We start from the raw sequence: 24,517 nt of genomic DNA on the forward strand, positions 1-24,517 counted from the left end.
GCATTAAGAGTTCGACTGCGTACCCATGGTCATTTCTGATCCATCGGCTTCATACACTGTTTTACCTTCCCGTTTTAAGTCGTTCAATTTTCTTTGGATCAATACGCCGTAAGAATTAAACAACGGGATCTCTTGAATATTGATAAACTCTAATGGTGTAATGCCTAATGTTTCACAGATAAAGTAAAATTTCAACTGGCTAAATTTGCCGAATGTTCCTGATAACCAGTTACGTGGTTGGGAAACCAAGTCGGTAACAAAGATCTTATATTTTACAAAGCTGCGTGTTGCTCCTGTAGCTACATTCGTAATGACAGTATGCATAGTAGTTTGGAAGTTTTCATTTTCAAACAACTCAAACTCCAGCACAACAGAATCTTGCTTCATGGCTGCTGTTCGGTGAAAACGAATTGGCAAGTTGGCTACAACTTGATTTGCAGGGATTACAACACTATCGATATTAAAATCATAGTCTTCATGTAATATGGCTGTTGTATTAGCCCCTAATCGAATTCCTACTTTTCGATCGTACGGAAAAATTTGACCTTGTGTTTTAATAGGCAACACAAATACAGAGTCGGTTAAAGTAGGCAAGCTAAAGCCAAAACTCACCACGCTGGAGTCGACTAAGTTGCTATTATTCTGTGATACTTTTTCAGCCGACCACATAAAGTAAATATTATTGACCCCGTGGTATGGGTCCAAGTTTTGTTTATCACAGGCGGAAAACATGGCCAATATGCTACAAGCAAAAATGATTGGATATAATTTCATGCGAGTTAGATTTTAGTTACGAACATTCGTCTCAGATTCTGGTAATGGCACTACATAAGTGCTTTTGTTCATTGTAACGTTGGCACCTGTAGTTGCATTTACGATGGGCGTGGTACCTTTGCGTTTATAGTAAAAGAATAACTGTCCTTCCCCGATAAACTCTTTTTGATATTCTTTCCTCAATTCGGTTTCAACTGTTGCATTTGCACCTAATGCATCAATACCCCTGTTTTGGCGAACGGTATTCAAATAGGTTAATGCTTCTGTTTTATCGGTTGTTGTTTCGGCAACGATATAGAACAATTCACTCATGCGTAACATAGGTACAACATACCCGCGTACCAAAGTTTTATCTGTTAAACCTGCGTATTTGAAGAATGTACGAGAGGCTTTTGCACCACTTGAAGGCACCATCCATAAAGCTTTTAAACGGTAATCGTTAATAAGGCCTTCGAATGTTGTACTCGTTAAGCGGGTATCGTTCTTTAAGAGGATATTATTATCTGTTAATTCCGGATCATAATAACGTTGGTAGGCTTGTACCATTTGTTGGTTATATACACCAAAAACGATTTCGGTACTAAATACTTTATCGGTGGCTCCCGTTATACCAATGATATTGGTAGCTTGCACCCAGTAATTAAACTTCAATACTTCAGTAATGGCATCTTTCGCTAATTGGTAAGCTTCAGCTTTATTGCCACGGTACAACAATACTCTTGCTTTTAAGACCAAAGCAGCATTGTAGTTAAAATGTAATTGACGAAGACCATCCACATCAGCATCTGAAATAGCTTCATTCGTTAAGATGTTCGTTTTACCCATGTTTTTGATGGGGTCTTCGGCCAAGTAACTTAACGCAAGATCGATATCTCTCAATACACTATCCATTACAGCATTAGCCGGTAGAATTGGCGTTGTTTTAGCCGTTCCGTTTGAATAATACGGGATAGATAAATTGATAGAATCTACCGTACTATACATGGGACCGAACAAGCGCAACATATCAAAATGGTGCATGGCTCTTAAACCATAAGCTTCACCACGCATGATTCTTTCACGCGCTACCGGCACTACACCGGGATAGCGATTTAACCCCTCTAAGAACTTGTTGATATTTAAAATCGTAACGTATGATTCCGACCAAATTTTATTCATTCTGCCCTTGGTTTTATCATCAGCATATTGGTAACCAGGGTATGTATTGAATGCATGGTTAGCATCGGCCATAAATTGCTGGCCTAAGTATTCTACATCTGCCATCGTCATTGCACCACCATAACTAAACTCTTTCATCATTCTCATGTAGATACCATTCAATACCGATTTGATGCCCAATTCGGATTGATACACTTGTTCTTCAAGAAATTTATCATTTGGCTGTATATCCAAGTATTTACCACAAGCACTGGCAAAAACTAATACAGCAATAACCGGTATATAAAATAATTTCTTCATTTCTATGGTTTAAAATGATGCGCCAATACTAAACGCTACTGTGTTCGCAAATGGGTAGTTAATACCTCTTTCAACTTGAATAGAACTTAACCTGAAAATATCGTTCATGTAGGCATTGAATCGTAAACTCGATAAGCCGATCTTTTTTAGCATCGCGCTTTCATCACGACGTAACGTATACCCCAAGTTGAACGATTCTCCAATGATTACATTCTCTTCTTGTACAAATCGGGATGACTTGAAATTATCATCGGTGATAGCAATGGATTTAAAACTAGCTTGGTCACCAGGTTTTTTCCAACGATCGTATAACGCTCTTCTATCTTGGTTTTTCAGCAAGTCGTCGTAACTAATATTTTCTACTTTATCGAATAAAGCAGTATTGAATATGTCGCCACCGAAGCGGTACCTAAAATTGGCGGATAAGTTGAACTGTTTGTAAGTAAAGCTGGTGCCGAATACACCCTCTGCAGTTGGTTTTGTATCTCCCATTACGCGCACATCTTTTGCGTCGTACGTGAATGTATAAGTCCCATCTAATTTCATGAATACTTCCTTACCAGTTGCAGGGTCAATACCCATTGATGGTACTACCCAAATAGCACTTGGGCTGGCCCCATCATAATATCTTTGCAAACTGCTATTCGATTGTTCTTTCGTATTCAGAGAATAGAGCGAGTTATTGAAATTCCTGTACTCGCTTTTAAATATGGTCCCCATAGCATTGAAAGAAAGAATAATACGGTCCTTCAAATTGTAAATGGGTGCATACTTGAATTTCAATTCAAAACCGCTGGTATACAATTCACCCGTATTAATAGGGTAACCTACTACACCTGTAGAAGATGGCATATCTAACATCACTACTAGAGGGTTAGTTGGCTTCCAGTATTTTTCAGCATTTAACGACAACCTGTTATTCCACAAGGAAACATCCACACCTATGTTGCTTTGTTTCGTTGTTTGCCATTTCAAACCGGCATTTCCCATGGCGTTTAATTCAACACCTTGTCCATCTAAGTTGACACTAGGAAAGTAGTTGTAAACATCTACTGAAGAGAAGGAGCCCATGTTTACGTTAGAACTAGTACCAACTGTACCTCGTATTTTCAACATTGTAATCCATGGATATTCGTTGCGGATAAAATCTTCGTTATGTAAATTCCAACTGGCACCAAATGACCAGAAAGGTGTAAACTTGTTATCACGACCAAAGGAAGTGGTACCATCAATACGGTAGTTCATATCCAACGCATAACGACCATTGTAAACATAGTTCAACATACCGTTGAAATTGAGTCTACGGAAAACGACCTCGCTAGCAGAAGGTTTATCACCATCTCTATAACCAAAAGCAAAAGCGGGGTTACCATTCGAAGCAGTAGGGAAACCCACGGCACTAAAACTAAGGTTCTTGCGAATTTCTTCTTCCGCGGCAGTGCGTAAGTTCATCGTTAACATATGCTTATTAATTACTTTTGCATACGTTATCATAGCGCTTGCCTGGTAGTTAAAACGGTTGGAATTCGAATTATCGAAACGCCCTTTCTGCATCACAGATACATTATCGAACTGCGCACTCAGTGGCGATACGAAGCGATTAGATACAGTGTTTGTATTCGACACTTGGATACCGGCTTCAGCGCGAAATTCGCGGTTGAGATTATACTGAATTTGGAAGTTGTTTGTAAAGCCGAATGACTTCGATTTGTTGAAGTTTAAAATATTCGCTTCATACAAAGGGTTCACTACATTATTCTTATAGATTTTAGAGCGAATAATCGTATCTAAGTATTTATCTCCTGTTTTTTCATAATACGGGTTAGCATTTACCCAGTTAGCAAAGCTACCATAATTGGATTCTGCAGAGTTATATCCACTTACGAATAGCTTATTTGAGATATTGAGGTTTTTCTTTCTATAGGTTAAATCTATGTTCCCGCCCCATGTATCTCTACCCGAGCCTTTCATAGCACCAGAAGTTTTCTTATAGTTAAGCCCCAAACCATAGGTAAAATCGTTAGAACCTCCATCTGTGTAAATAGAGTGCCCGTGCGACAAACCTGTTTGCAATGGTTCACTTAACCAATAAGTATTAACGCCTCTTAAGATAGCGGCCAAGTGCTTGTTATATTGCTCTTGGTGTTCTTGAATAACGTCGTCGGAACCTGTGCTATAACGGCCGGCTAATCTTTCGAATTCCAACTTCTCGGTGGCGTTCATAATATTGAAACCAGAGAGGTCTGGGATTTCAGCTCTGAAATCGGCAGTATACGAAAGGCGTAGTTTACCGGGTGTAGGGCGTAATGTTTCGATCACCACTACCCCGTTGGCTGCTTTCGCACCGTAGATAGCGGTGGAACCGGCATCTTTGAGGATCGTTACCGACTTTACGCGGTTCATATCCAAATCGGCAATTACGCGCAAGGTGGTTTCGAAACCATCCATAATGAATAATGGCTGGTTGGGATCGGAAGCAAACGCATCGTTAATAGCATTACCGGTGGTGCTAATACTTGTAGTACCACGAATTTCGATATTGGGCAATACGTTGGGGTTAGAACCAGCCAAGTTGTTTTCCATCATGATAAACGAAGGGTCCAACGTTTTCAAACTTTGCAGGATGTTGTTGTTACCGATCGTTTTCAATTCGGCGCCTGTGAAGGTGGCAACGGCACCGGTGTAACTATCTTTTTGACGCGTTACGATACCAGTTACCACAACTTCTTTAGCGCCTGCCCTCAAAGAGAGCTTGGTGGTTAGGTTGGTTGGTTTTGTGATTTTTTCACGTTGGGGTTCCATCCCAACGTAGGATATGATAATGTGTCCCGGTTGAGACAATGTAAATGTATACTCACCTTCACTATTTGTATATGTACCCCTAGCGCTATTCATCTCGCGGATGGTAGCCATTTCGAGTGGTTTGCCGTTATCGTCGTATACCTTACCTGTTACCACGATTTGCGTTTGCGCAGCACTTGATAAACCGGTGCTTTTAGCTTGCGCATAGCGAACCACCAATACCCCGTTATTGATATTGTACGATACATTCAAGCTACCCAATGCTTTGGATAATACTTGGTCTAATGGTTCATTCTTCGCGTTGACGGTAATCTTTGGTAATTGTTGTAACTCGTCGGCATTGTATACAAAGCGAAGTTTTACTTGTTTACTCAACATGCGTAAAAACTCTGGAACGCTTACGGCTCCTTTCGTTTGTAACGTAACTGGTTGTTGTTGATTAGTCTGTGCTACAACAGTGCTAGCACTAAATAGGGGCAACAGGATGAGAGGACTAAATTTTGGTTGGATTTGTAACCTTAGGCGCATAGCTATGCCTAATAAGTAATTTTTTTTCACTACTTTTACCTTGAAAAATTAATTAATAAGATATCCTCGCTATTGCTTCGAGCAATCGGGCGTTAAAGAAAACGGGCATTACTATCCTAGTGGTCCGTTTTTTTTGTTTTACTTGCGTTCTACCATAATGATGCGTTTAGATTGGTTGATTGTAAATCGAGTATCTGTAACTTGTTCTAAGAAACTTAAAATGGTTGATATATCTTCAGTTGCCAGTAGGTTTGCGCCACAACGTTTTTCAGCCACAGCAGCATCTTTAAACTCAATCTCGTAATTATACCTTCGTCCTAAACCTTCCATGATTTCCCCGAGTGGCATATCTTCAAACTTCAATTCATTATTCATCCATGCTGTGTAGAGATCGGAACTCACATTACGTACAAGCATAGCTCCATCATGCGCAACGGTTACTTGTGATTCTGGTCGTAGGTACACTGAATCTGATGCACATTTCACCATTACTTTCCCTTCTACCAAGGTGGTTTGCACCCTATTTTTATAGGTATTGATGTTAAATCCTGTTCCTAGCACGGTGATGGTTACTTTATCGGCTGCTTTCACTACAAATGGGTGTTCTACATCCTTTGCTACATCGAAGTATGCTTCACCCAGCACTTCCACTGTTCTTTGCGCACCGTGGAAATTCACGGGGTAACGTAAAGAACTGGCTGCATTTAACCACACCTTAGTACCATCTGATAATACTAAATGATACATCTTCCCTTTGGGGATGATTAAGGTATTATATACCACTACGTTCGACTGTGCACTTTGTCCATACACCAAGGCTTCATGCCCAGCAGACAAATCCGTTCCATCCGCTTCCTTTAATTTACTGACTGTATCCAAGCGCACAACTTCTCCATTTCCCGTAATTAATTGAATGCTAGTGTCTTTCAATGCTGCTTTAGGGGAATCATATACGAACTTACCAACCGGTGAGTGTAATAAATTATATGCCCAGGCCCCTACTATCAAACCTCCTACCATGGCAGCAGCAGCGTACCAAACCATCCGTTTTTTACGTATAGGCACAACAGCTGTTGCTTGTATATGATTTTTCTTAAAGTCATTCCATACCACGTCTATGTCCTCTTCTTCAACAGCGGCCATTTGTTGCATAGCTTGTTTGATGCGTAAACTATCTTGCAATAGTTCATCATCAACAGGCAATACGCCTTGCTGCTGAAGCTTTTCTATAATTGCTTCCCAATGTTTGTCTTCGGGCGACAGTTGATCGTTTGTCATGATATCAGTAATAAGACAGGTAAATGGTAAAAAAGGGTAGGTAGAAATTGAAAAACTTTTAAAAAAAGTTTTGAATGGTTGATTAGAATCTTGGCAAAGCCCCTATGAAGGCCACGATAGTTAATAAAGAAATATCTTTCCCCTGTTCCCGTAAATATTGGTAAGCTGCTTGCATATGGAATTTTACGGTATTAATACTAATACCGGTATGTTCGGCTATTTGTTGGTAGCTCATTCCTTCTTTCACGGATAGTAATAGTATTTTTCTTCGCTGTGGGGGCATTTCTTGTAGGGCATTATATAATACAGTATAGAATTTCTCCCGTAATGCTACCTCATCCAATCCATCAGGCACATTGGGCAAAGAAGCTTTTCGTTCTTCCTCTCGTTTTTGGTTGGCCAAATAATTCAAACAGGCATTCCTGATTGCTTTCGATGCATAAGCTTCAAAGCTCACATTGAAAGTAAGTTCATGGCGTTTTTGCCAGCATTTCGCATAAAAATCTTGTACAAGGTCTTTCGCCACCTCGTCATCTCCTATGATGCCGATGGCAATAATTCGTAGCTTTTTATAATGCGCGCGAAATTGTTGTTCGAAAGAATCCAGTAAGCACTGTTCCCCCATAATCCCGTTTATAATAATGGCTGTTGACTCTAAGTGGGCGATAAAACTAATAAATTTAATGTAGAATTAAAAATAGCGCCACGCCTAATGGTGAAATTACCCCTTTTCGATTCCTGTTTAGTTATCGCGGTTCATACTTTCTTGCATCGTTTCCCAATTTCGCATATACCTATCAACAAAATGATGCAACTCCAGTAAAGCCCGCTCTACCACTAGCAAAGCGGCTTCACGTTCTTGCCTACTTAATTCATCTCGCTCTAATTTCATAACAAATTCATCCACAGGATACCGTAATGCTGCACTCAACAAAGGATAGAAATACAGCTTTTCTTCATTTGTATTAAATAAAAATTTCATTCTCTTGGTGTTAACAATTCAAACAATGGAATTTAAATATATGTCAGTATTCCTATTTAACTTCTAAAAAAACCACATTTCTTATTTCTACTTTCAACACAGCTCTTCAAACCCAATACCATTAAATATTCCAGCAAAAAAATATTTTTCATTTTTATGAAGGCTTGGTAATAAGTAGTCGATTCCATTATATTTGCAAGATCGTTCTTTACATATTCAAGTGAAAAGGTAAGCAGTTCCATCACTGCTTTTAAAAAGGAACCGTGTGCAATTCACGGGCTGACGCGCAACTGTAAGTAACACATACAAGTTATTGCCCTTGTAGTTCATTGTCTCTCCCTTGTAGAGATGAGAAGAACGGCAACAACGTTACAAGCCAGGATACTTGCCTTATTACTAAAAAGACCAATGCTTTCGCGGATTTGAAGCAGTAGTCGAAAAAGAAAAACCAACCAAGCATACGCTACCGGTAGGTTCCCTCTTTTAACATCTACATTTTTCCCGGAAGCATACGTGAACTGTAAGGAGCATTATTCCCATAATGTTTCATAAAAAAGTTGCATGCGTATGCTCAAACACAACCTCGGGTACCCACAAACAGGTGTACACCTTGAATTACAAAAAGCCAGTGAATTATACTGGAATGGCACAATTGGTCGTACCGACCTTTTCCTTGTTGCCAAAAGAATGCAAGAGAATAGCTGGCGCTTACAAAAAGAAGCCGGCATTGATCTTATTCCTTGCAACGATTTCAGTTTCCATCACCAAGTACTTGATATGAGCCTTATGCTAGGCGTGGTACCTAGTCGTTATATGCCCGTGGTAACCGATATTCCTGGCAATACTGAAATTGATCTTTACTTAGCCATGGTAAATGGCTACGAGCATAAGGGTGTTACCATAAAAGGCATGGAGCAGGCCCGTTGGTTCGATACGAATGCTACGTATGTTATCCCCGAACTCGATGCGCAACAAACGTTTCAAATATTCTCCAATAAGATATTCACTGAATTTAGCGCCGCCAAGCATATTACGCAGCAAGTACCTAAGCCTGTATTAATGGGGCCTGTATCTTATTTATTATTGGGTAAAGAAACAACAGGTGACTTCCATCGCTTGGATTTGTTACGGAAGATGATGCCCACATACTTGACAGTTTTAAAAAAGCTGGAAGAAATGGGCGCCACTTGGATTCAATTTGATGAACCCTTTCTTACACAAACGCTTTCTATTGAGGCGAAAGCTGCTTTCAACTATGCCTATGGCGAGATTAAGAAGGCTTGCCCTGGCATAAAAACACTTGTTACCAGCTTCTTCGGTGCGCTCAATGATAATACAGCACTTGCGTTAACATTACCGATCAACGGGCTTCATATCGATTTGATTGCTGATGCTACACAACTGGATCAAATACTACCACTTATGTCGAGTAAGTTGGTGTTGAGTGTAGGAATAATTGATGGTCGCAATGCTGCTATTACTAATTATGAAGCTGTGCTGCCCTCTCTACAACAAGCCGTTCATGCTATTGGCGAAGGACGAGTAATGATTGCTCCTTCTTGTTCATTCGCATATTTGGATTCGTCGCTGGAAGATAAACTGCCGGCTATCATAGCACAACAAAAGCTTCGCGAAGTACATGATTTATCGTGCATCGTGGAGGGAGATACTGATAGTTTGGAGCGGAATAAAGCGGCTATTTTTAGGGCAAATACCGTGAGTAATAATCATACTACGCCCATGACTATATAAAAACCAATGGCCCTGCTAACCTAAGCGGGGCTTATTTTAACATGGTTTATACACAACATCGTACCTTTAAAAAAAATATCATGGCCTGTCACGAAACGAAACATTGCGAGCGATGTGGTACTCCCTTCGAGTGCAAAATTGGAAATGTGTTGCATTGCCAGTGTAGTGGTATTCGTTTTAATGACCAAGAAAAAGCCTTTATAGCGGCCAATTATGTCGACTGCTTATGTAGGAATTGCTTGCTGGCGGTGAAGCGCGAGGTGAGGTATAAATCGAAATTGCAATTAATTTTCTCCATTTTAAAATCGAGGTAATGACTATAGAAGAAAGAATTCAACATTCGAAAACAAGTATTTTCAAAGCGGTATTTCCTAGCACCACTAATCACTACGATACGTTATTTGGTGGTACAGCCATGCATTTAATGGATGAAGTAGCCTTTATTTGTGCGACCAGGTTTTCGAGGAAAATGGTGGTAACAGTTTCCAGTGACCGTATCGATTTCAACAAACCTATTCCTGCTGGTACCATTGTTGAATTAATCGGGAAAGTGAATCATATTGGTAAAACAAGCTTGAAAGTATTGGTGGAAGTATATACAGAAGAAATGTACAGCGAATCGCGTGAATTAGCGATTACAGGCACTTTCACATTTGTGGCTGTTGACGATCAAAAACGCCCCGTACAAATTTTGATCGATTAATTTTTATTACTCACGTCTTTATATTATTTTAATTGGGTGTATTGGAGTAGTGTGTTTGGCATTCAATCGACACCATAACACCCAATTATATGAAATTACTTCTTTCTTGTTGCGCTTTTCTATTATTGCTAGCAGTTGCTTGCGAACCGGTTCCTACCACTGAAAAAAGCGCTCATAAAACAACCACAATTTCTCCTTCAGCCGTTGTAGATAGCATGTTTGCAGCCTTTAATGCGCATAACTGGACAGCCATGGCAAATTGCTACAGTAACGATGCTAAGTTCCTAGACCCTTCCATTGGGCAAGACTTCATTACACAAACCCATGCAGAAACTATTGAGAAATACAATGGTTTACAACAAGCCATTCCCGACATTCGCGATAGTATTGTGCATAAGTACGTTGATAGTAATATTGTAATTGTAGAATTTATTTCTAAAGGAACGGTAGAAGGGAAACCTTGGCAGATACCTATTTGCGCGGTATTAACGGTAGAAAATGGGAAGATCGTTCGCGATGCTACTTACTACGACAATCAATAATTCTTTTATTATTTCGCTGTTGGAATGATAAAACTTCTTTACATTTATTAAAACCATACACCACATGAAAGTTGTTAACCTTAGCTCCAAACGCTCTGCCGTTTTGGATTTTCTTGACTATTACGATGAAGAAGTATTCCATGCCGATCATACTAAAATATTAAACGCGCTGGTCAGTAGCCCTGTTTTTGCAAAGTGGGATGCTGCTCAGCGCGTTCAATTAGCTCAATTCTTTATCGCTAGCGAGAAGCTTGTTAAACAAGCTGTAGCGGCCTATTATAATGGCAAATTATCTTCTGTAGAATCATAGATCTTACGTTGTGCTTTGGGCAATAAATAGGTGAGCGAAATAGCTAACAATAGCTCTGTAACGAGATACGTAACTTCTAACATTGAACCTGAGATAGATACAATATTATCGGGATTGATGTTAAAGAAACCTATTGCCAAAACGAACAAGATATGTAAGAACAAAGTTGTGCGTATATCTTTTACCGAGTAATTGATAAAGTAACTAGCGATGGCGACGAACAATGTATTCAATACAAATACGAACGCAAAGCCAACGGGTAATAAGAAATATAATTCACGAACAACTTGATCTTTATAAAATAACAATCCAAAAAATAAAGTCCATGCGAAAAGCCAACAACCATTAATAATTTTAAAGAGGGCCCAGAACGTGGCACGATAGTTTTGCATATTAGATTGATTTTGGGAGCGAACGGAATACTACTAATTTCGTAAAAATCTCCCGTAAATCCAAGCCCCTATTGCAAAATCTCCTGCTCTACCGCTCCTTGTTTGTTAAGCACCCTTAATTCTTCATCCATAATCACTTTTGCAGGCTTCCTTTTTACTATATATGTAGCCGTGGAATTGGGTGTTGAGAACCGTGTCCATTCTTTTGCAATCAACCGGTTATTGGCATCGTAGAATGCAATCGATACGGGACTAGGCAGTATATAGCCTTGCTGTAAGCTGATATCTACTTGGAATGCATTTTTGCTTATTCCCTTTACTTGCACTTGTTTAATTTCAAAATCGGCTGTTTGTGTACTTTGAAATAAGGCGGCGGATTGCGTACCGGGCAATGCCTGCATGAGATCGAGTACAGTGGCTTGCGGGTTGGGGTATCGATGCTGTTGTAGCAAAGAACGTAAAGCAATATTAATAGCTTCCTCCCCTTGCTCCATGGCTAAGCGATTCATGGTATATGCTCCCCGTTGGTAGTAGATATAGGGTGCATCGTGTGCTAACCAAAGCGGCACTTCTGCTATGTCGGCATAATATTTCCCTTGGAAATAATTGGCTTGGATGTTAAGCATATACTCGCGGAATGCAGGTGCGCTGTATTTCTTTTTTAGCAAACTTAATTCTGTGTACATAGCCAAGGTTTCGGTGAGCACTTTCCGGCCTAATACAGGAGCAGGATCGAGTTGACCAGCCCACCATTCGTGGGAAATTTCGTGTGCCAGTACAGCGTAGGATTGGTTTATTTTGGTGGCATCCCGGTAGGCAGTCATGTAAATAGGTCCTTCTGCGCAGAACACGGCTGCAGGGTACGCCGTAGCTGCACCTCCATAAGCCGGGATTTCAGCGATTTGTAACGACCTATATTGGTAAGCACCAAAATGGGTGCTGCAATAGTCTAAGGCATCCTTCGCCGCCGCTTGCATAGCAGCTAGGTTGTAGGTATGACCGGGATGGTAATAGAAACTTACAGCAATCCCGTTATGCTGGAAATGCTGTGTTTCATATTCGGCGGAAGAAAAGGCAAACATAAATGGCATGGGGTTACGTGAAGCATAATGGAAGTATTGGCGATTATGCATCGACCAAGTTCTTTGCAATTCCCCGGCACTTACGACGGTTTGACCGGCTTCCGTAGAGAAGGTAACGTCGTAGGTAGTCCATGTGTAATGGTATTGTTTACCGGCAGTAGGCTGATCGCGTGTGACAGGTGGTAGCTGATACTTTGCCCTAGTAGCGGGATCTTCAATGGCAATACTGGCGTTGTAGCCGACTTGGGGTATCCACTTCTCTAATTCAACATAAGTACCATTACTTACAATCGCATGTTCCACATTGAATTTTGAAAACCCGTTACGCAGTACATCAAAAGAAAACGTTAATGAAATGGAATCACCGGGTTGCAAGGGTTGCGCGAAGGTTAGTTCATATGCTTGTATGCCGTCGCTGTTTTGTTTAATTGTTCCGTTTGCTTGCAATGTAACTTGGCGAACCGGTTCTTGGAAACTCAACAATACTTGTTGAATAGCACTGGCTGAATCATTCTTCAACATGTATTGCCCATAAACTGTATAGTGGTGTTGTGATGGGAATAGGTCTACTTGTAATTTAACGTCTTTAATGACAGGTTGTGGTATACTGGCGTAATGCACGAATTGTTTTTCATACACTGCTGCTCGTTCAATTTTAGCTGCTTTGGTTTGATATACTTGTTGGATATTGGTTTGATAGTAAATACCCCAACCTGTAGCTACCACAGCTAATATACTACCCACCATCGCTATACGAAACACCGGTGTAGTTGCCTGTTTCGCTGCATGAAATCCACGCGGCCAGTGCTTCACTGCTAATAGGAAAAACAAGGCTGCCCAAGCCGTTCCGTATAACATATTCAGCAAGTGAGAAGGAGCGTAGTACCCCCAACCATTGAAATCCGAAAAGTTTAATTCAGGGGAGGCTGCATAACGGAATAAATAATGCGAGAAACCCAACCTTGCATGGAAGTTTAATACACCCACCATTAATATAGCCACACCTAAACCAACGAACCGGTTCTTAAAAATAACTTGCACCGAAAACACCAATACCGCCCACAATAAAATAGGCCATCCATTCACCCAGTACAGTTGAGCATACACCTGCCAACGTACCGGTTCATCACCACCTAATAACTGGAAACTTACGCCTACAAGTATATTTAAAGTAACGTACGAAAATACGGCCATCACCAAAGCGCCTAACTTCGCGCTTGCCCAAGTAAGATTGCTGATGGGTAATGCATCCATTATACCGGCGATACGAACTTGTCGTTCACGCCAAATCAATTCATTCGTTAAAAACAACAATACACACACTACTCCCCAAACATCTAACATCTGTACAGCAATCATCCCGCTCGTAGGACGGAAATTGATATTGTACCGGGTAATGAAAAATTCATCTCGTAATGAAATACATAACATCACCACCCAACACAAAGCCATTAACCAAGAAATAGGATGTAATAGAATTTGACGCGTATTTAACATCAATAAGTTAGACCAACGTTTTGCCACATGCCCATGTAATGTACTTGGTACAGTGCCATAAGGTTCGGCAGCTACAGTTTGGGCAGGCGTTGCTTTACGTTTACTTGTAGTTAACTGTAACGCGAACTTGTATTGTTTGTATGTAATCCATGTGATAAATATGCTTATACCGATCCAGCACAAGCGGTTAATGGCAGATACACCCGAAAAACCGAGTAACTGGGTATTCTTCTCTTCCACCGTTAAAGCAAACTTATCTTGGAAAAAAGCCATGAATCCAAATGGATCTAATAAGCCCGGCCAAATACTAGGGTTAATAGCAGGTGCCGAATTGGCCAGCACCGGCGAATTCCCCAACATCGATCCCAAGAAATATAAAAAGTACATGCCAATGGCCGCAAAGTAAACCGCCATGGCACTTCTTGAAAAAATAGCCGTTGCAAATACAATACTTACACACAATAGTATATTAGGCAACGCCAACATAGCATAAGGCAATAAAAAATAAGCTAGGTTAAAAGGCCCTTTCACCAATGGCGAAATCATTGTTGTGCCGTACATCATACCCAATACCGCCACCAAACAAAGGAGCGACATCAAAAACAATATGCTCAAATACTTACTAAAAACATACGTATGCTTTTGCAAGTTCGTCGTAAAAATGAACGACTCCATTTGATATTGCCGATCGCGTAATACAATAGCATTTGTAAACAAAGGCAAAGGCAGCAAAATAAACAGCGACACCAAGTTCATGTTAAACGCAATGTTATACGCAGCATTCTTGTGTAATTCTTCACTGCTAGGTGCCCCTTGCATGGCTAATATGCCAAAGCCAAAGAACACTATAAGACTGATCCACGTAGCATATTGCCTAACTAAAAAGCGACTTTCGAATGTCAATAGTGCACGCATCATATTATACCTCCGCCGTTTGATGGTCACGTAATGTTTGGAAATACAAATCTTCCAAATCTGCTTCTACCAATGCAAAACCATCACCGGGCAAATAATCGGCAATGACGTGTATTTCGATCATACCACTTTTAAGGCGGGAAGAAACAATGGGGAACATAGCTTGGTGCTGTTGTAATTGATCTTTAGGAATAAGCTTGGAGAAGGTGCGGCCTTGAAGATTAGCCAGTAAGTGCCTCGGCGCCCCTTGTGCTACTAACTTACCACCGGCCAGGATAGCCATTTGTGGACAAAGTTCTTTTACATCATGTACAATATGGGTGGATAAAATAACAATCACTTGTTCACCTATTTCGCTGAGCAGGAAATGGAACTTATTGCGTTCACTGGGATCGAGGCCGGCGGTAGGTTCATCTACGATAATGAGTTTAGGGTCACCGAGCAAAGCTTGCGCTACCCCGAAACGTTGTTTCATACCACCGGAAAAGGTGGCCACTGCTTTATGTCGTACTTCGTATAAATTAGTATGGTGTAATAGGCTATTGATTTGCGCTGTGCGCGCTTTGGATTGATGTAGCCCTTTCAAAATGGCCAAATGCTGCAATAAATCGAAGGCCGACATGCGTGGATATACCCCAAAATCTTGCGGTAAATACCCCAATTGCGCCCGCATATACTGTGGGTTAGTCATTATATCCACCCCATTAAATAGTACCTCGCCATTACTAGGTGCTTGCAAGGTGGCCAAGGTACGCATGAAGGATGATTTACCGGCACCATTCGGACCTAATAGGCCAAAGATGCCGTTTGATATATCTAGGGATACGTCGTTGAGCGCTTGAAACCCATTGGCGTAGGTTTTAGAAAGCCCGGTGACTTGTAAACGATTCATAAGATTCAATTTTCATGCAAATTACCCGGCGCTCGAACCGTTATATAATTTATATGACAAGCCGCCTAAACACCTTGTTAAAACGACTTCCAAGGCCGACTATCACTTCAACATCCCAAACAGGCTGTTTGTCATTATTATTTGCCGGGTTGCCCTTCGAATCGATACATTTACAGCAAAACCCAATTCCCCGCATGATCAAAAAACTCTTACAATACTATGAAGCGTGGATGGTTACAGTAGTGGCAATACTCATGTCGTTACTCGCCGTAAACAACCGCGAAGAAAGTACTTGGTCGGCTTTTGGAACGCATTTCATACAGTACCTTGGTATTGTAACGCCAATGATAGTTTTGCTCGTCGTTCGGGCTAATACTCTGGATTCAAAGCGTGCACATCAACTGTGGTTAGCAGCTTATATTTTATATGGCGGCACTTGCTACGTTATTCTACAAACCATCTATTATCAAAACGCATATTTAATAGGTACTATCTTAGTATCTATTGCCACAGGTATAGTGAATGGGTTGTACAATTACTTCTTTTCTGAAAAACAAACCAAACCTTGGTGGCAGATAAATTTCAACACCTTTCTATTGATCATAATGTGCTTGTTTGCCTTGCTGATGGCGATGATGAGTATTTCCAGTGAAGGCAACCCTGCATACGATAGCCAGGAGCGTTTGTTAATAGGCCCCGTGATAGACGGGAAGAAAATATTATTCGGCTTCCCGGGCTTTATTGGGTATTTCGTACAGTACTTTACGTTGTACTGGTTTGGATATGCTTTCTTTTACATCAATCAAAAGCTGCTTATCCCTATCTTATTTAAGCAGCGCGGTTTGTTCGTGTATACCGCCGGTGTATTTGGCACTATAATGATTTGCTACCCATTAATGGCACAAATTGCCAAGTGGATGCCTTTAGACAAAAGGCTTGGTGGGATATTCGCGGCTTCTCCTTTTGATATTGAAAATGGGTTTATTGCATTTATCATTATGCTTTTTAGCTTGCCTGTGATTTGGGTGATGGATTGGTTACAACAACGCCATCAAATCACGATTCTACAAAAGCAACAAGCAGAAACAGAATTGAATTTATTGAAGCAACAAATCAACCCGCATTTCTTCTTCAATACACTCAATAATTTATACGCGCTTAGTCTTACCCAAGCGAAACAAACACCTGCTAAAATTCAACAATTATCGGAATTGATGCGCTACGTGATTTATCAATCACAATCCCCTACTGTACCCATTACCGCCGAGATTACTTATTTAGAAGATTACCTGTCGTTGCAATCTATACGAAAGCATCATCCTGTAGACATTTCATTTGAGAAAGATATCGACGATGACCAATATCAAATTGCACCATTACTACTGGTCATACTGTTGGAGAATGCAATTAAACATGGCATAGAACCATCTACGCAAGAGAGTTTCGTTGACTTGGTGTTAACGGTCAAAAATAATAACCTTACATTTGTTTGTACGAATTCCGTGGAAACCAACCCAACAAGCCATAGTCGCGGTATAGGATTAGAGAATTTAGCGAGGCGATTACAATTATTATATCCAGGGAATCACAGCTTGGAAACAGGTTATACAAACAACACTTTTACGGCCACTATCAAAATATTTGCGCATGCAATTAAAAGCATTGATCATAGATGATGAACCACTTGCGCACGATGTAATTAAAGAATTAGCGCAAGAAGTACCTTACCTGCAAATTGTGGGCGATTGCTATTCGGCCACGGAAGCGATTATTTATTTGCAACAGCATCCTGTAGACTTATTATTTCTTGATATACAAATGCCCAAGTTGAGTGGTTTGGATTTCCTTCGTACGTTATCGAAAAGGCCACTCGTTATAATTACAACGGCGCATCATGAATACGCAGTAGAAGGATTTGAGTTAGACGTAATGGATTATATTATGAAACCATTCCGTTTCGACCGCTTTTTAAAAGCCACCAACAAAGCTTGGGAACAATTCAAAACGCAACAAACAACCTCGTCATCTTCCACCTTACCAGCAGCCACAAATGCCCCTGCTTCCCTTTTTGTAAAACAGGATAAACGCCTCGTACAAATTCACTTACAGGATATTTATTACGTAGAGAGCTATGGCAACTATGTAAAAATTTGGTTGAAAGACCATGCTATTCTTACCCCGAAAACCATGCTTAGCATGGAAGAAGCGTTACCTGTAGAACAGTTTGTACGCATTCATAAATCTTATATCGTGAATAAGTTGAATGTTGACTATATTGAGGGCAATATGGTGGTATTGAAAAATAAACAATCGCTTTTAATTGGTAAAAGTTATAAGCCTTTGTTGAAGGACTTTTTCGAGTAATGTTATATTTTAAGTCATCTTTAATCCACCGCCATTGTCAAATACGTACATTCATGCACGTTATTAAAACTGTACAACAATCATGCGATCGAACCTGCAAGCCCTGTTGAAAGGGGCATTTACTATTTTTTGTTGTGTAATATCTACTGTTTCATTTGCACAAGACGGCCCGTATATTTTTTATAAATCGAAAGATTTATTATTGAAACGAATTGTGGTAAAGAAAGACCAAACGGCTGTAGCGAAAGAAGAGATACTTACTAAGAAACGTGCGAAGCGTGTAAAGGTGGAAGTGCCCGGTAACCCAAGTTGGAACTTCGAAGTAGCCTTACATGATGCGCCGCAAAACGAGGTACCTGTAAGCGCGGGTGCTGATAAAATGTTGGTGTTATCCGACATTGAAGGTGAGTTTACAGCAGCTAGAAAGTTGTTTATTGGCACGGGCGTGATGGATGAAAAATACAATTGGACATTCGGCACAAACAAGGTGGTTATTTGCGGCGATTTATTTGATCGTGGCAAGGAAGTACCGGCATATTTGTGGTTGTTATATAAGCTGGAAGCAGATGCTGCAAGGCAAGGCGGGAAATTACACGTGGTGTTAGGTAATCATGATATTATGAACATGAACGGGGATTTCCGCTACGTGGATTCTAGTTACTTTGTATATGCCGCTTTAATGCAACAACAATACCACGATTTGTACACAGCGCAAACTGTGATGGGCCAGTGGTTGAGAAGTAAGAATATTATGGAGAAAGTAGGCGACGGGGTATTTATGCATGGTGGTGTATCGCCTGAAGTAAACGCCATGCAACTTTCCCTGGCAGCGTTAAACGATACTTGCCGCCCTTACTACGATAAGAAAAAAGCCGATATCCCAGCACCGCTAAGACTTTTCTTCGATGGTAAAACCTCGCCTTTCTGGTACCGCGGTTACCACAACGATCCCAAAGCCGATATGAAAGACATCGATAACACGCTACAATTATTCCAAGCGAAATACATCGTTTGCGGCCACACTATCGTAAAAGAGGTTGCCCGCCTCTATGATGGCAAAGTGTACGCTGTAGATGTGAATCACCATAAAGGCCATCACCAAGCACTCCTTATCGAACAAGATAAATTCTATAGAGTCGACGACAAAGGTAATAAAACCCTATTAAGCGAATAAACAAAAAGCGGGTATTCACTTCATGAATACCCGCTTTTTTTATGCCCTTTTGCCCATTATGTTGAAGGAACGGGAGACATCCCAAATCCTATAAATGAAAAAAGCGGGGAAAACCCCGCTTTCGAAACATAGCATATAAAATCACAAAAGACTCACTAGGAACATGTCCCAGCGTTTATTAAACTACTTTATAGTATCGTTTTTAATATAACCCGCCTTTCCTTGCAACGCTTCTACAGCATTTAACAAGTACACGATCGGCGCATTCCAGTTAATGGCAATTTCATTACTCGCGTAAGAACACCATTGATCGGTATAAGCCCTTTCTGGCTCGGTAAATGTATAACTACATTTATCCTGCATGCCCGGGTTCGGCCCTCCTACTAACAAACCAGGCACCGGTGCATCGATCCCATCTGCTTGGGAAGGACGGTGGTGTGGATGTTGTGGACTTTTTGTACCCAGCCCCGTTACGAAGCAATACCCGGTTGCATTCCTGCCCAACAAATAATCGATGTTCGACAATGCTGCATCCAAATATGCCTGCTTCCCACTTAATTGGTAAGCTGCCACGAGGATCATGCCTTGGTTAGCTGCGTTGGAATTACTTCCCCAGTTGAATTCTTTTGTACTAAGCCCCATTGCTGTTCTAAAAGCATTCCCTGGTACACCGCTAACATATTGATCTGCTAATGCAAAGAACTTTTTATTTAGTTGTTTGAACCGCTGCGGGTAGTAGCGCAATATGCTTAACACCCCCATGGTTCTTACATTCGACCAAGTGGGTATCGTTACCGCTTGATCGAATTGTTGTTGTATTACCTCCAAGTAGCGTTCATGCTGTGTTGTAATTAACAATTCAGCTGTCGCCCAAAACCGTTCGTCTTCTAAGTGCTGGTCGCCATAAGCGCCTGTACTAATGGTCGGCTGGTATTGTTGGTTCATTTGATCTTGGTTGTATACTTGGTTGGGATGCATTTCTGCCCACTCGTATGCAAACAAGGCTGCATGTAAACAACTATCACCTAAGGCCTTTAACGATGCGTATTTCGACAAAATCCTGGCTGCTTGGGCCGTTACCGCCACAAAATCTAAAGTGGCTGCTGTACTTTTTTGTACGAAATACCTTGGTAAGGTGGTGACGCCCGGCATTACCGTCCCATCAAAACTGGCGTTTGTCAATTTATGATACACGCCGCCATCATTGGGATCTTGCATGGTTAGCATCCAACGTAAATTATAGATGGCTTCGTCGAGCACATCCGGTATGCCGTTGAAGCTTTCCGGGATATTATATTGTGTGGCCGAGCTATAAAATGGGAAGTCTTCATACAAGTTGAACAAAGTACCCATAGTAATACCCGAATTCACGATATACTTATTATAATCTCCTGCATCGTACCAGCCGCCGCTACTGCTAAACGTGCTGCCTGCAGGTCTTTCTGCGCTTGCCGCAGAAGGATGTATTTGCACTTTATCATCTGGATGCCCTGCCTTTCTTGCCCATTTCCCTGCAAAGGGTGAATCGAGCGGTATAGAAACACGTTGATAATAAAACCCTTTCAGCACCGATACTGCAGCAGGTGCTAGCACCCTTGGTCCAATGTTGAACAGGTAAGAATTACCTACACCTGGTACATATACGTAAAACCGCCCCTCTCCTTGCAAACGACTGAAATCACCCGTTTTGGTATGCAAGGATGAATGTTTAGAAACCTGCCCTTCACTTAAACGGCCGTTGAATACGGTGTCGTGGGTAATGCTATTCACGATAAAGAACTCGGTGGCGGTTACCTTCTCCACAACCGTACATATTTTCGGTCCTTGGGTATAGTAACCAACTTGATTAATGCTGATCGATTCGCCTTGTTGTGCAAACACAGGCATAGAAAGCATCAGTAGTAAAATGGCACTCCACGTGTTTTTCGTCGGCATACTTTTATAAAAATGTCCCCGGTTATAGGGCGTACGAAAAGAAATAAACAGTTGCATGGCAAGCATATTTTCTTTTCATAAACGTTTGCGTGACTACATTCAAACAAACGTAATAAAATATTGCGATTGCCTATAATAACTACCTTCTTTTACAAAAATTTCTACTATTTCAATGAAAAAAAAGAACGTGCTCCATGAAAGTTTGTCAATCAAAACCTTCACAAAACACGTTCAACAACTGGTTATGTAGGGGGCCTTATTTCATCCTAACTACCATCTCTTTTCCTTTATAGTGCAGGGTTTCATTAGGTGCAGCTTCTAAGTCAAATGGTTTAGCTCCTACCTGGTTTACCCATACTATTTTGAACGTTCTTTGTGTAAGCATGCCTTTAAAATTTCCTTGGCGTTGACCAATGGTAAGCACCTTTGAATTGTCATTGTATTGTAACGTAATTTTAGCATAAGCCCCCTTCTCGTAATTGTAATTCAACCCTTCATCTTCATATAAAGTAAAGGAAGCATCGGCACCAGTGTACACGTAAAGGGTGATCGGGTCGGCTGGTTTTTCGGCTACATATTGCAAGGAGGGACCATAAGGCATGATAGAACCGGCTTTAACGAAAAGCGGCATTCTTTCATAAGGTGCATCGGCTACAATAGTTTGACCACCTTCGTAGTATTTATTTGTATAGAAGTCGTACCAACCCGGTCCTTCGGGCAAGTACATCTCCCGCGAAGTAGCTTTGTATTCATATACCGGGTTCACCAATAGCGATGGGCCCAATAAATATTGGTCACCAATATTGCGCACTAAAGAATCCTTCGGGAAATCCATTACAAGGGCACGCATCGGTGTATAGTTCGAGAAATACGTGGCCCCGGCCAGGCTATAGATATACGGTAAAAAGCGGTAGCGCAAGTGATCGTAGTAGCGCATACTTTGATAGGCCGGGTGCGTTCCTGGAGCGATGTTATAGATTTCGCGGTAAGGATATTGACCATGTACACGGAAAATAGGACTGAAAGCACCGAATTGGTACCAGCGAGTATTTAGTTCACGCCATTCGTCGAGGTCGGCGCCTTGGGCGTTTTCATACCTTTTCTCTACAGAAAACCCGCCAATGTCCATTGTCCAGTAGGGCAAACCACTTAGCGAAAAATTAAGACCGGCGCTGATTTGTGCTTTCATATCACTCCAACGGGAAGCAATATCACCGCTCCAGATGGTAGCAGCATAACGTTGCGAGCCACCATAGCCCGAACGCGTAAGCAGGAATACACGTTTATTTGGATCAACTTGTCGAGCATTTTCATAAATACCGCGGGCATTTTCTAAAGGATAGGCATTCAATGTTTCGGCCGCTAAACCGGCTGCTGTGAAGCCCATTTGTTCCTTTCGTTTGGCAGGCGATACGTTACTTAAGATATCCGGCTCACTGGCATCCATCCACCATGCGTCGATACCTTTTACATATAGTTTACTATAAATTAAATCCCAGAAACCTTTACGGGCAGCAGGGTTGAAAGCATCGTAAAAGGTAGATATATACCCTTGCCCTATCCAATCGCGCTGGCGATCCGCGATGTTGCGTGTATATAACCAGCCGCTGTCATTGAATTTTTTATACGCTTCTATGCCTTCGTAGAACTTCGGCCATACCGAAATCATGAACTGCGTTTTGTATTGCTCGTGTAATACTTTAATCATACTATCGGGATTCGAGAAGCGCGTTTTATCAAACTCTTGGCTTCCCCAATCGTCTTGCTTCCAATAGCTCCAGTCGAGTACAATATTATCTAATGGTATTTTCTGCTGCCTGAAGGTAGCTACCGTGGATAGAATTTCTTCTTGTGTTTTATAACGTTCGCGGCTTTGCCATTTACCGAAGGCCCATTTCGGGGCTATTTGTGCTTTACCGGTTAGGGTTCGGTAACCACTAATCACCTCGTCGAGGTTTTGACCATATACGAAATAGTAATCGAGTTGTTGACCGGCTTCGCTGGCGAAAGTGAAGGTGTTTTGTTGTGATGGTTCGATAGGATTGAGCCAAGTAGTGGTAAGGTAAGATTCGCCGCCATCGGGAATCCATTCCATACGGAATTTGTAGTGTTGGCCCTTTTCGAAAGGAATGTTTAAAACGGCAGTGCCTGGATTCCAGGCCTGCCGCCACCTATCAAGAAGCAGTTTATCGTTGATCCACACCTTAACGTAACCTGCATAGGTGAATTTAAATTTGTGCACACCGCTAAACGCAGAAGCGATAGAGCCCGTATAAGTTACTTGTCCTTTCGCAATATTGAAGTTTGCCGGTAAATGCAGCTTCGTATCGCCTAGGTAAGCATAATTAATAATAGATTCCGCTTTTTCAAATGCTATGTCGTTTGGCTGCTTTGCATCATTGGCATATGCGGCCGTTAACCAGCCTTCCTCTCCTTTTGAAGAGAATAATCGCAAGTCTGAAAGTGACTTAAATGGTCGAACATCACCGATCGTGGAAATAGAATAATTGTCCCACAAAATACCATAATTCTTGTTCGAAACCAGAAAAGGGATCGCTACTTCCGTGTTATTTTGAAAAAAAGTGACTTGCTGATCTTTATAATTAAACAGGTCGTCCTGGTGCTGCCCTAAACCATAGAAAGCCTCGTTGGGTGCTACGGCAAAGGTTTGCGAAATACCATATGAAGGGCGGCCACTGAAAACGGCCGGCGTAAATTGTCGACCGTTATACAAAGGCTCTTGCACAATCATGTCGCCATTCTTGGCGAAAAAAGCTACTTGCCCCGTTTGTTGATTCACCTTGGCTACCAAGGCAGCCGTGGTAAGTTCAACTTGCTCGCCGGTTTCTTTATACTCCCATTTCACATTGGGCTGTGTACCGGTAATAACCATAAAACTTTGCGCAGTTGGTGGAGCCATAGTAGGACTCGCCAACACACGGATAATTTGATCGTTGATAACCTGCAAACGAACCCATTGCGCGTTCCCTCCCAGGTGTGCTGCTGGGTATACAATTACCCCATCGGCTGTTTGAACGGGCTTCCGTTTCTCTGCCACTTGGGCATTTGAAAAAAGGTGTAATGAAAAGACAAGCCCAAGCAAAAAAAGGTACCGGCAGTAACGTGGCATAATGATT

19 protein-coding genes and 1 riboswitch are annotated in these 24,517 nt (G+C 41.3%); of the genes, 8 read left to right on the forward strand and 11 right to left on the reverse strand.

Features of this window, described 5'->3' with window-relative positions:
- Nucleotides 1-3 precede the first annotated feature (3 nt).
- The 6 genes from LX64_RS05620 to LX64_RS05645 form a co-directional block, all read right to left on the reverse strand.
- Complete coding sequence (locus LX64_RS05620) at nt 4-774, reverse strand: DUF4843 domain-containing protein (RefSeq protein WP_111596641.1); 771 nt, start codon at nt 772-774, stop codon at nt 4-6.
- A 12-nt stretch (nt 775-786) separates the two neighbouring features.
- Entirely contained in the window at nt 787-2,232 is a 1,446-nt protein-coding gene (locus tag LX64_RS05625) for a RagB/SusD family nutrient uptake outer membrane protein (RefSeq protein WP_111596642.1), read from the reverse strand.
- A gap of 9 nt (nt 2,233-2,241) precedes the next feature.
- On the reverse strand, nt 2,242-5,562 hold the full coding sequence (locus LX64_RS05630) for a SusC/RagA family TonB-linked outer membrane protein (RefSeq protein ID WP_148707205.1): 3,321 nt from the start codon (nt 5,560-5,562) through the stop codon (nt 2,242-2,244).
- Between the two features lie 138 nt (nt 5,563-5,700).
- Nucleotides 5,701-6,840 (reverse strand): FecR family protein, encoded by a 1,140-nt coding sequence (locus LX64_RS05635; protein ID WP_111596644.1) that lies wholly within the window; start codon nt 6,838-6,840, stop codon nt 5,701-5,703.
- A gap of 82 nt (nt 6,841-6,922) precedes the next feature.
- On the reverse strand, nt 6,923-7,465 hold the full coding sequence (locus tag LX64_RS05640; protein WP_111596645.1) for an RNA polymerase sigma-70 factor: 543 nt from the start codon (nt 7,463-7,465) through the stop codon (nt 6,923-6,925).
- A gap of 117 nt (nt 7,466-7,582) precedes the next feature.
- Entirely contained in the window at nt 7,583-7,822 is a 240-nt protein-coding gene (locus LX64_RS05645) for a hypothetical protein (protein WP_111596646.1), read from the reverse strand.
- 209 nt (nt 7,823-8,031) lie between these two features.
- Nucleotides 8,032-8,229: riboswitch (cobalamin riboswitch) on the forward strand.
- A 154-nt stretch (nt 8,230-8,383) separates the two neighbouring features.
- Here LX64_RS05645 and LX64_RS05650 point away from each other — a divergent pair.
- The 5 genes from LX64_RS05650 to LX64_RS05670 all read left to right on the forward strand — a co-directional run bounded on the left by LX64_RS05650 (nt 8,384) and on the right by LX64_RS05670 (nt 11,129).
- Entirely contained in the window at nt 8,384-9,574 is a 1,191-nt protein-coding gene (locus tag LX64_RS05650; RefSeq protein ID WP_111596647.1) for a uroporphyrinogen decarboxylase/cobalamine-independent methonine synthase family protein, read from the forward strand.
- Between the two features lie 80 nt (nt 9,575-9,654).
- Entirely contained in the window at nt 9,655-9,888 is a 234-nt protein-coding gene (locus LX64_RS05655) for a cysteine-rich CWC family protein (protein WP_111597041.1), read from the forward strand.
- Nucleotides 9,888-10,277, forward strand: coding sequence for an acyl-CoA thioesterase (locus LX64_RS05660; RefSeq protein WP_111596648.1), 390 nt, complete (start codon nt 9,888-9,890; stop codon nt 10,275-10,277). The genes LX64_RS05655 and LX64_RS05660 overlap by 1 nt, the downstream gene beginning before the upstream one ends.
- 89 nt (nt 10,278-10,366) lie before the next feature.
- The gene (locus LX64_RS05665; RefSeq protein ID WP_111596649.1) at nt 10,367-10,819 is read left to right on the forward strand and encodes a nuclear transport factor 2 family protein; all 453 of its coding nucleotides are present in this window, start codon (nt 10,367-10,369) and stop codon (nt 10,817-10,819) included.
- 64 nt (nt 10,820-10,883) lie between these two features.
- A complete protein-coding gene (locus tag LX64_RS05670) occupies nt 10,884-11,129 on the forward strand; it encodes a hypothetical protein (protein ID WP_111596650.1) in 246 nt (81 codons plus the stop codon).
- Here LX64_RS05670 and LX64_RS05675 read toward each other — a convergent pair.
- From LX64_RS05675 to LX64_RS05685, 3 genes are all read right to left on the reverse strand, one after another.
- Nucleotides 11,096-11,521 (reverse strand): hypothetical protein, encoded by a 426-nt coding sequence (locus LX64_RS05675; RefSeq protein ID WP_111596651.1) that lies wholly within the window; start codon nt 11,519-11,521, stop codon nt 11,096-11,098. The genes LX64_RS05670 and LX64_RS05675 overlap by 34 nt on opposite strands.
- 68 nt (nt 11,522-11,589) lie before the next feature.
- Nucleotides 11,590-15,018 carry an ABC transporter permease/M1 family aminopeptidase gene (locus LX64_RS05680; RefSeq protein ID WP_111596652.1) on the reverse strand — a complete coding sequence of 1,143 codons (3,429 nt, stop codon included), beginning with the start codon at nt 15,016-15,018 and terminating at the stop codon, nt 11,590-11,592.
- 1 nt (nt 15,019) lies between these two features.
- The gene (locus tag LX64_RS05685) at nt 15,020-15,907 is read right to left on the reverse strand and encodes an ABC transporter ATP-binding protein (protein WP_111596653.1); all 888 of its coding nucleotides are present in this window, start codon (nt 15,905-15,907) and stop codon (nt 15,020-15,022) included.
- A 194-nt stretch (nt 15,908-16,101) separates the two neighbouring features.
- Here LX64_RS05685 and LX64_RS05690 point away from each other — a divergent pair, with 194 nt between their 5' ends.
- From LX64_RS05690 to LX64_RS05700, 3 genes are all read left to right on the forward strand, one after another.
- Nucleotides 16,102-17,583 (forward strand): sensor histidine kinase, encoded by a 1,482-nt coding sequence (locus tag LX64_RS05690; RefSeq protein WP_158538539.1) that lies wholly within the window; start codon nt 16,102-16,104, stop codon nt 17,581-17,583.
- Nucleotides 17,555-18,271, forward strand: a complete 717-nt coding sequence (locus LX64_RS05695; RefSeq protein WP_111596655.1) for a LytR/AlgR family response regulator transcription factor — start codon at nt 17,555-17,557, stop codon at nt 18,269-18,271. The genes LX64_RS05690 and LX64_RS05695 overlap by 29 nt, the downstream gene beginning before the upstream one ends.
- Before the next feature lie 82 nt (nt 18,272-18,353).
- Nucleotides 18,354-19,445 (forward strand): metallophosphoesterase, encoded by a 1,092-nt coding sequence (locus LX64_RS05700; protein WP_111596656.1) that lies wholly within the window; start codon nt 18,354-18,356, stop codon nt 19,443-19,445.
- Between the two features lie 183 nt (nt 19,446-19,628).
- Here LX64_RS05700 and LX64_RS05705 read toward each other — a convergent pair whose 3' ends face one another.
- Complete coding sequence (locus LX64_RS05705; RefSeq protein WP_111597042.1) at nt 19,629-21,380, reverse strand: glycoside hydrolase family 9 protein; 1,752 nt, start codon at nt 21,378-21,380, stop codon at nt 19,629-19,631.
- A 256-nt stretch (nt 21,381-21,636) separates the two neighbouring features.
- Nucleotides 21,637-24,438, reverse strand: coding sequence for a TIM-barrel domain-containing protein (locus LX64_RS05710; protein WP_245952561.1), 2,802 nt, complete (start codon nt 24,436-24,438; stop codon nt 21,637-21,639).
- Between the last annotated feature and the right edge of the window lie 79 nt (nt 24,439-24,517).

This window comes from Chitinophaga skermanii, from assembly GCF_003259335.1.
GTDB lineage: Bacteria > Bacteroidota > Bacteroidia > Chitinophagales > Chitinophagaceae > Chitinophaga > Chitinophaga skermanii.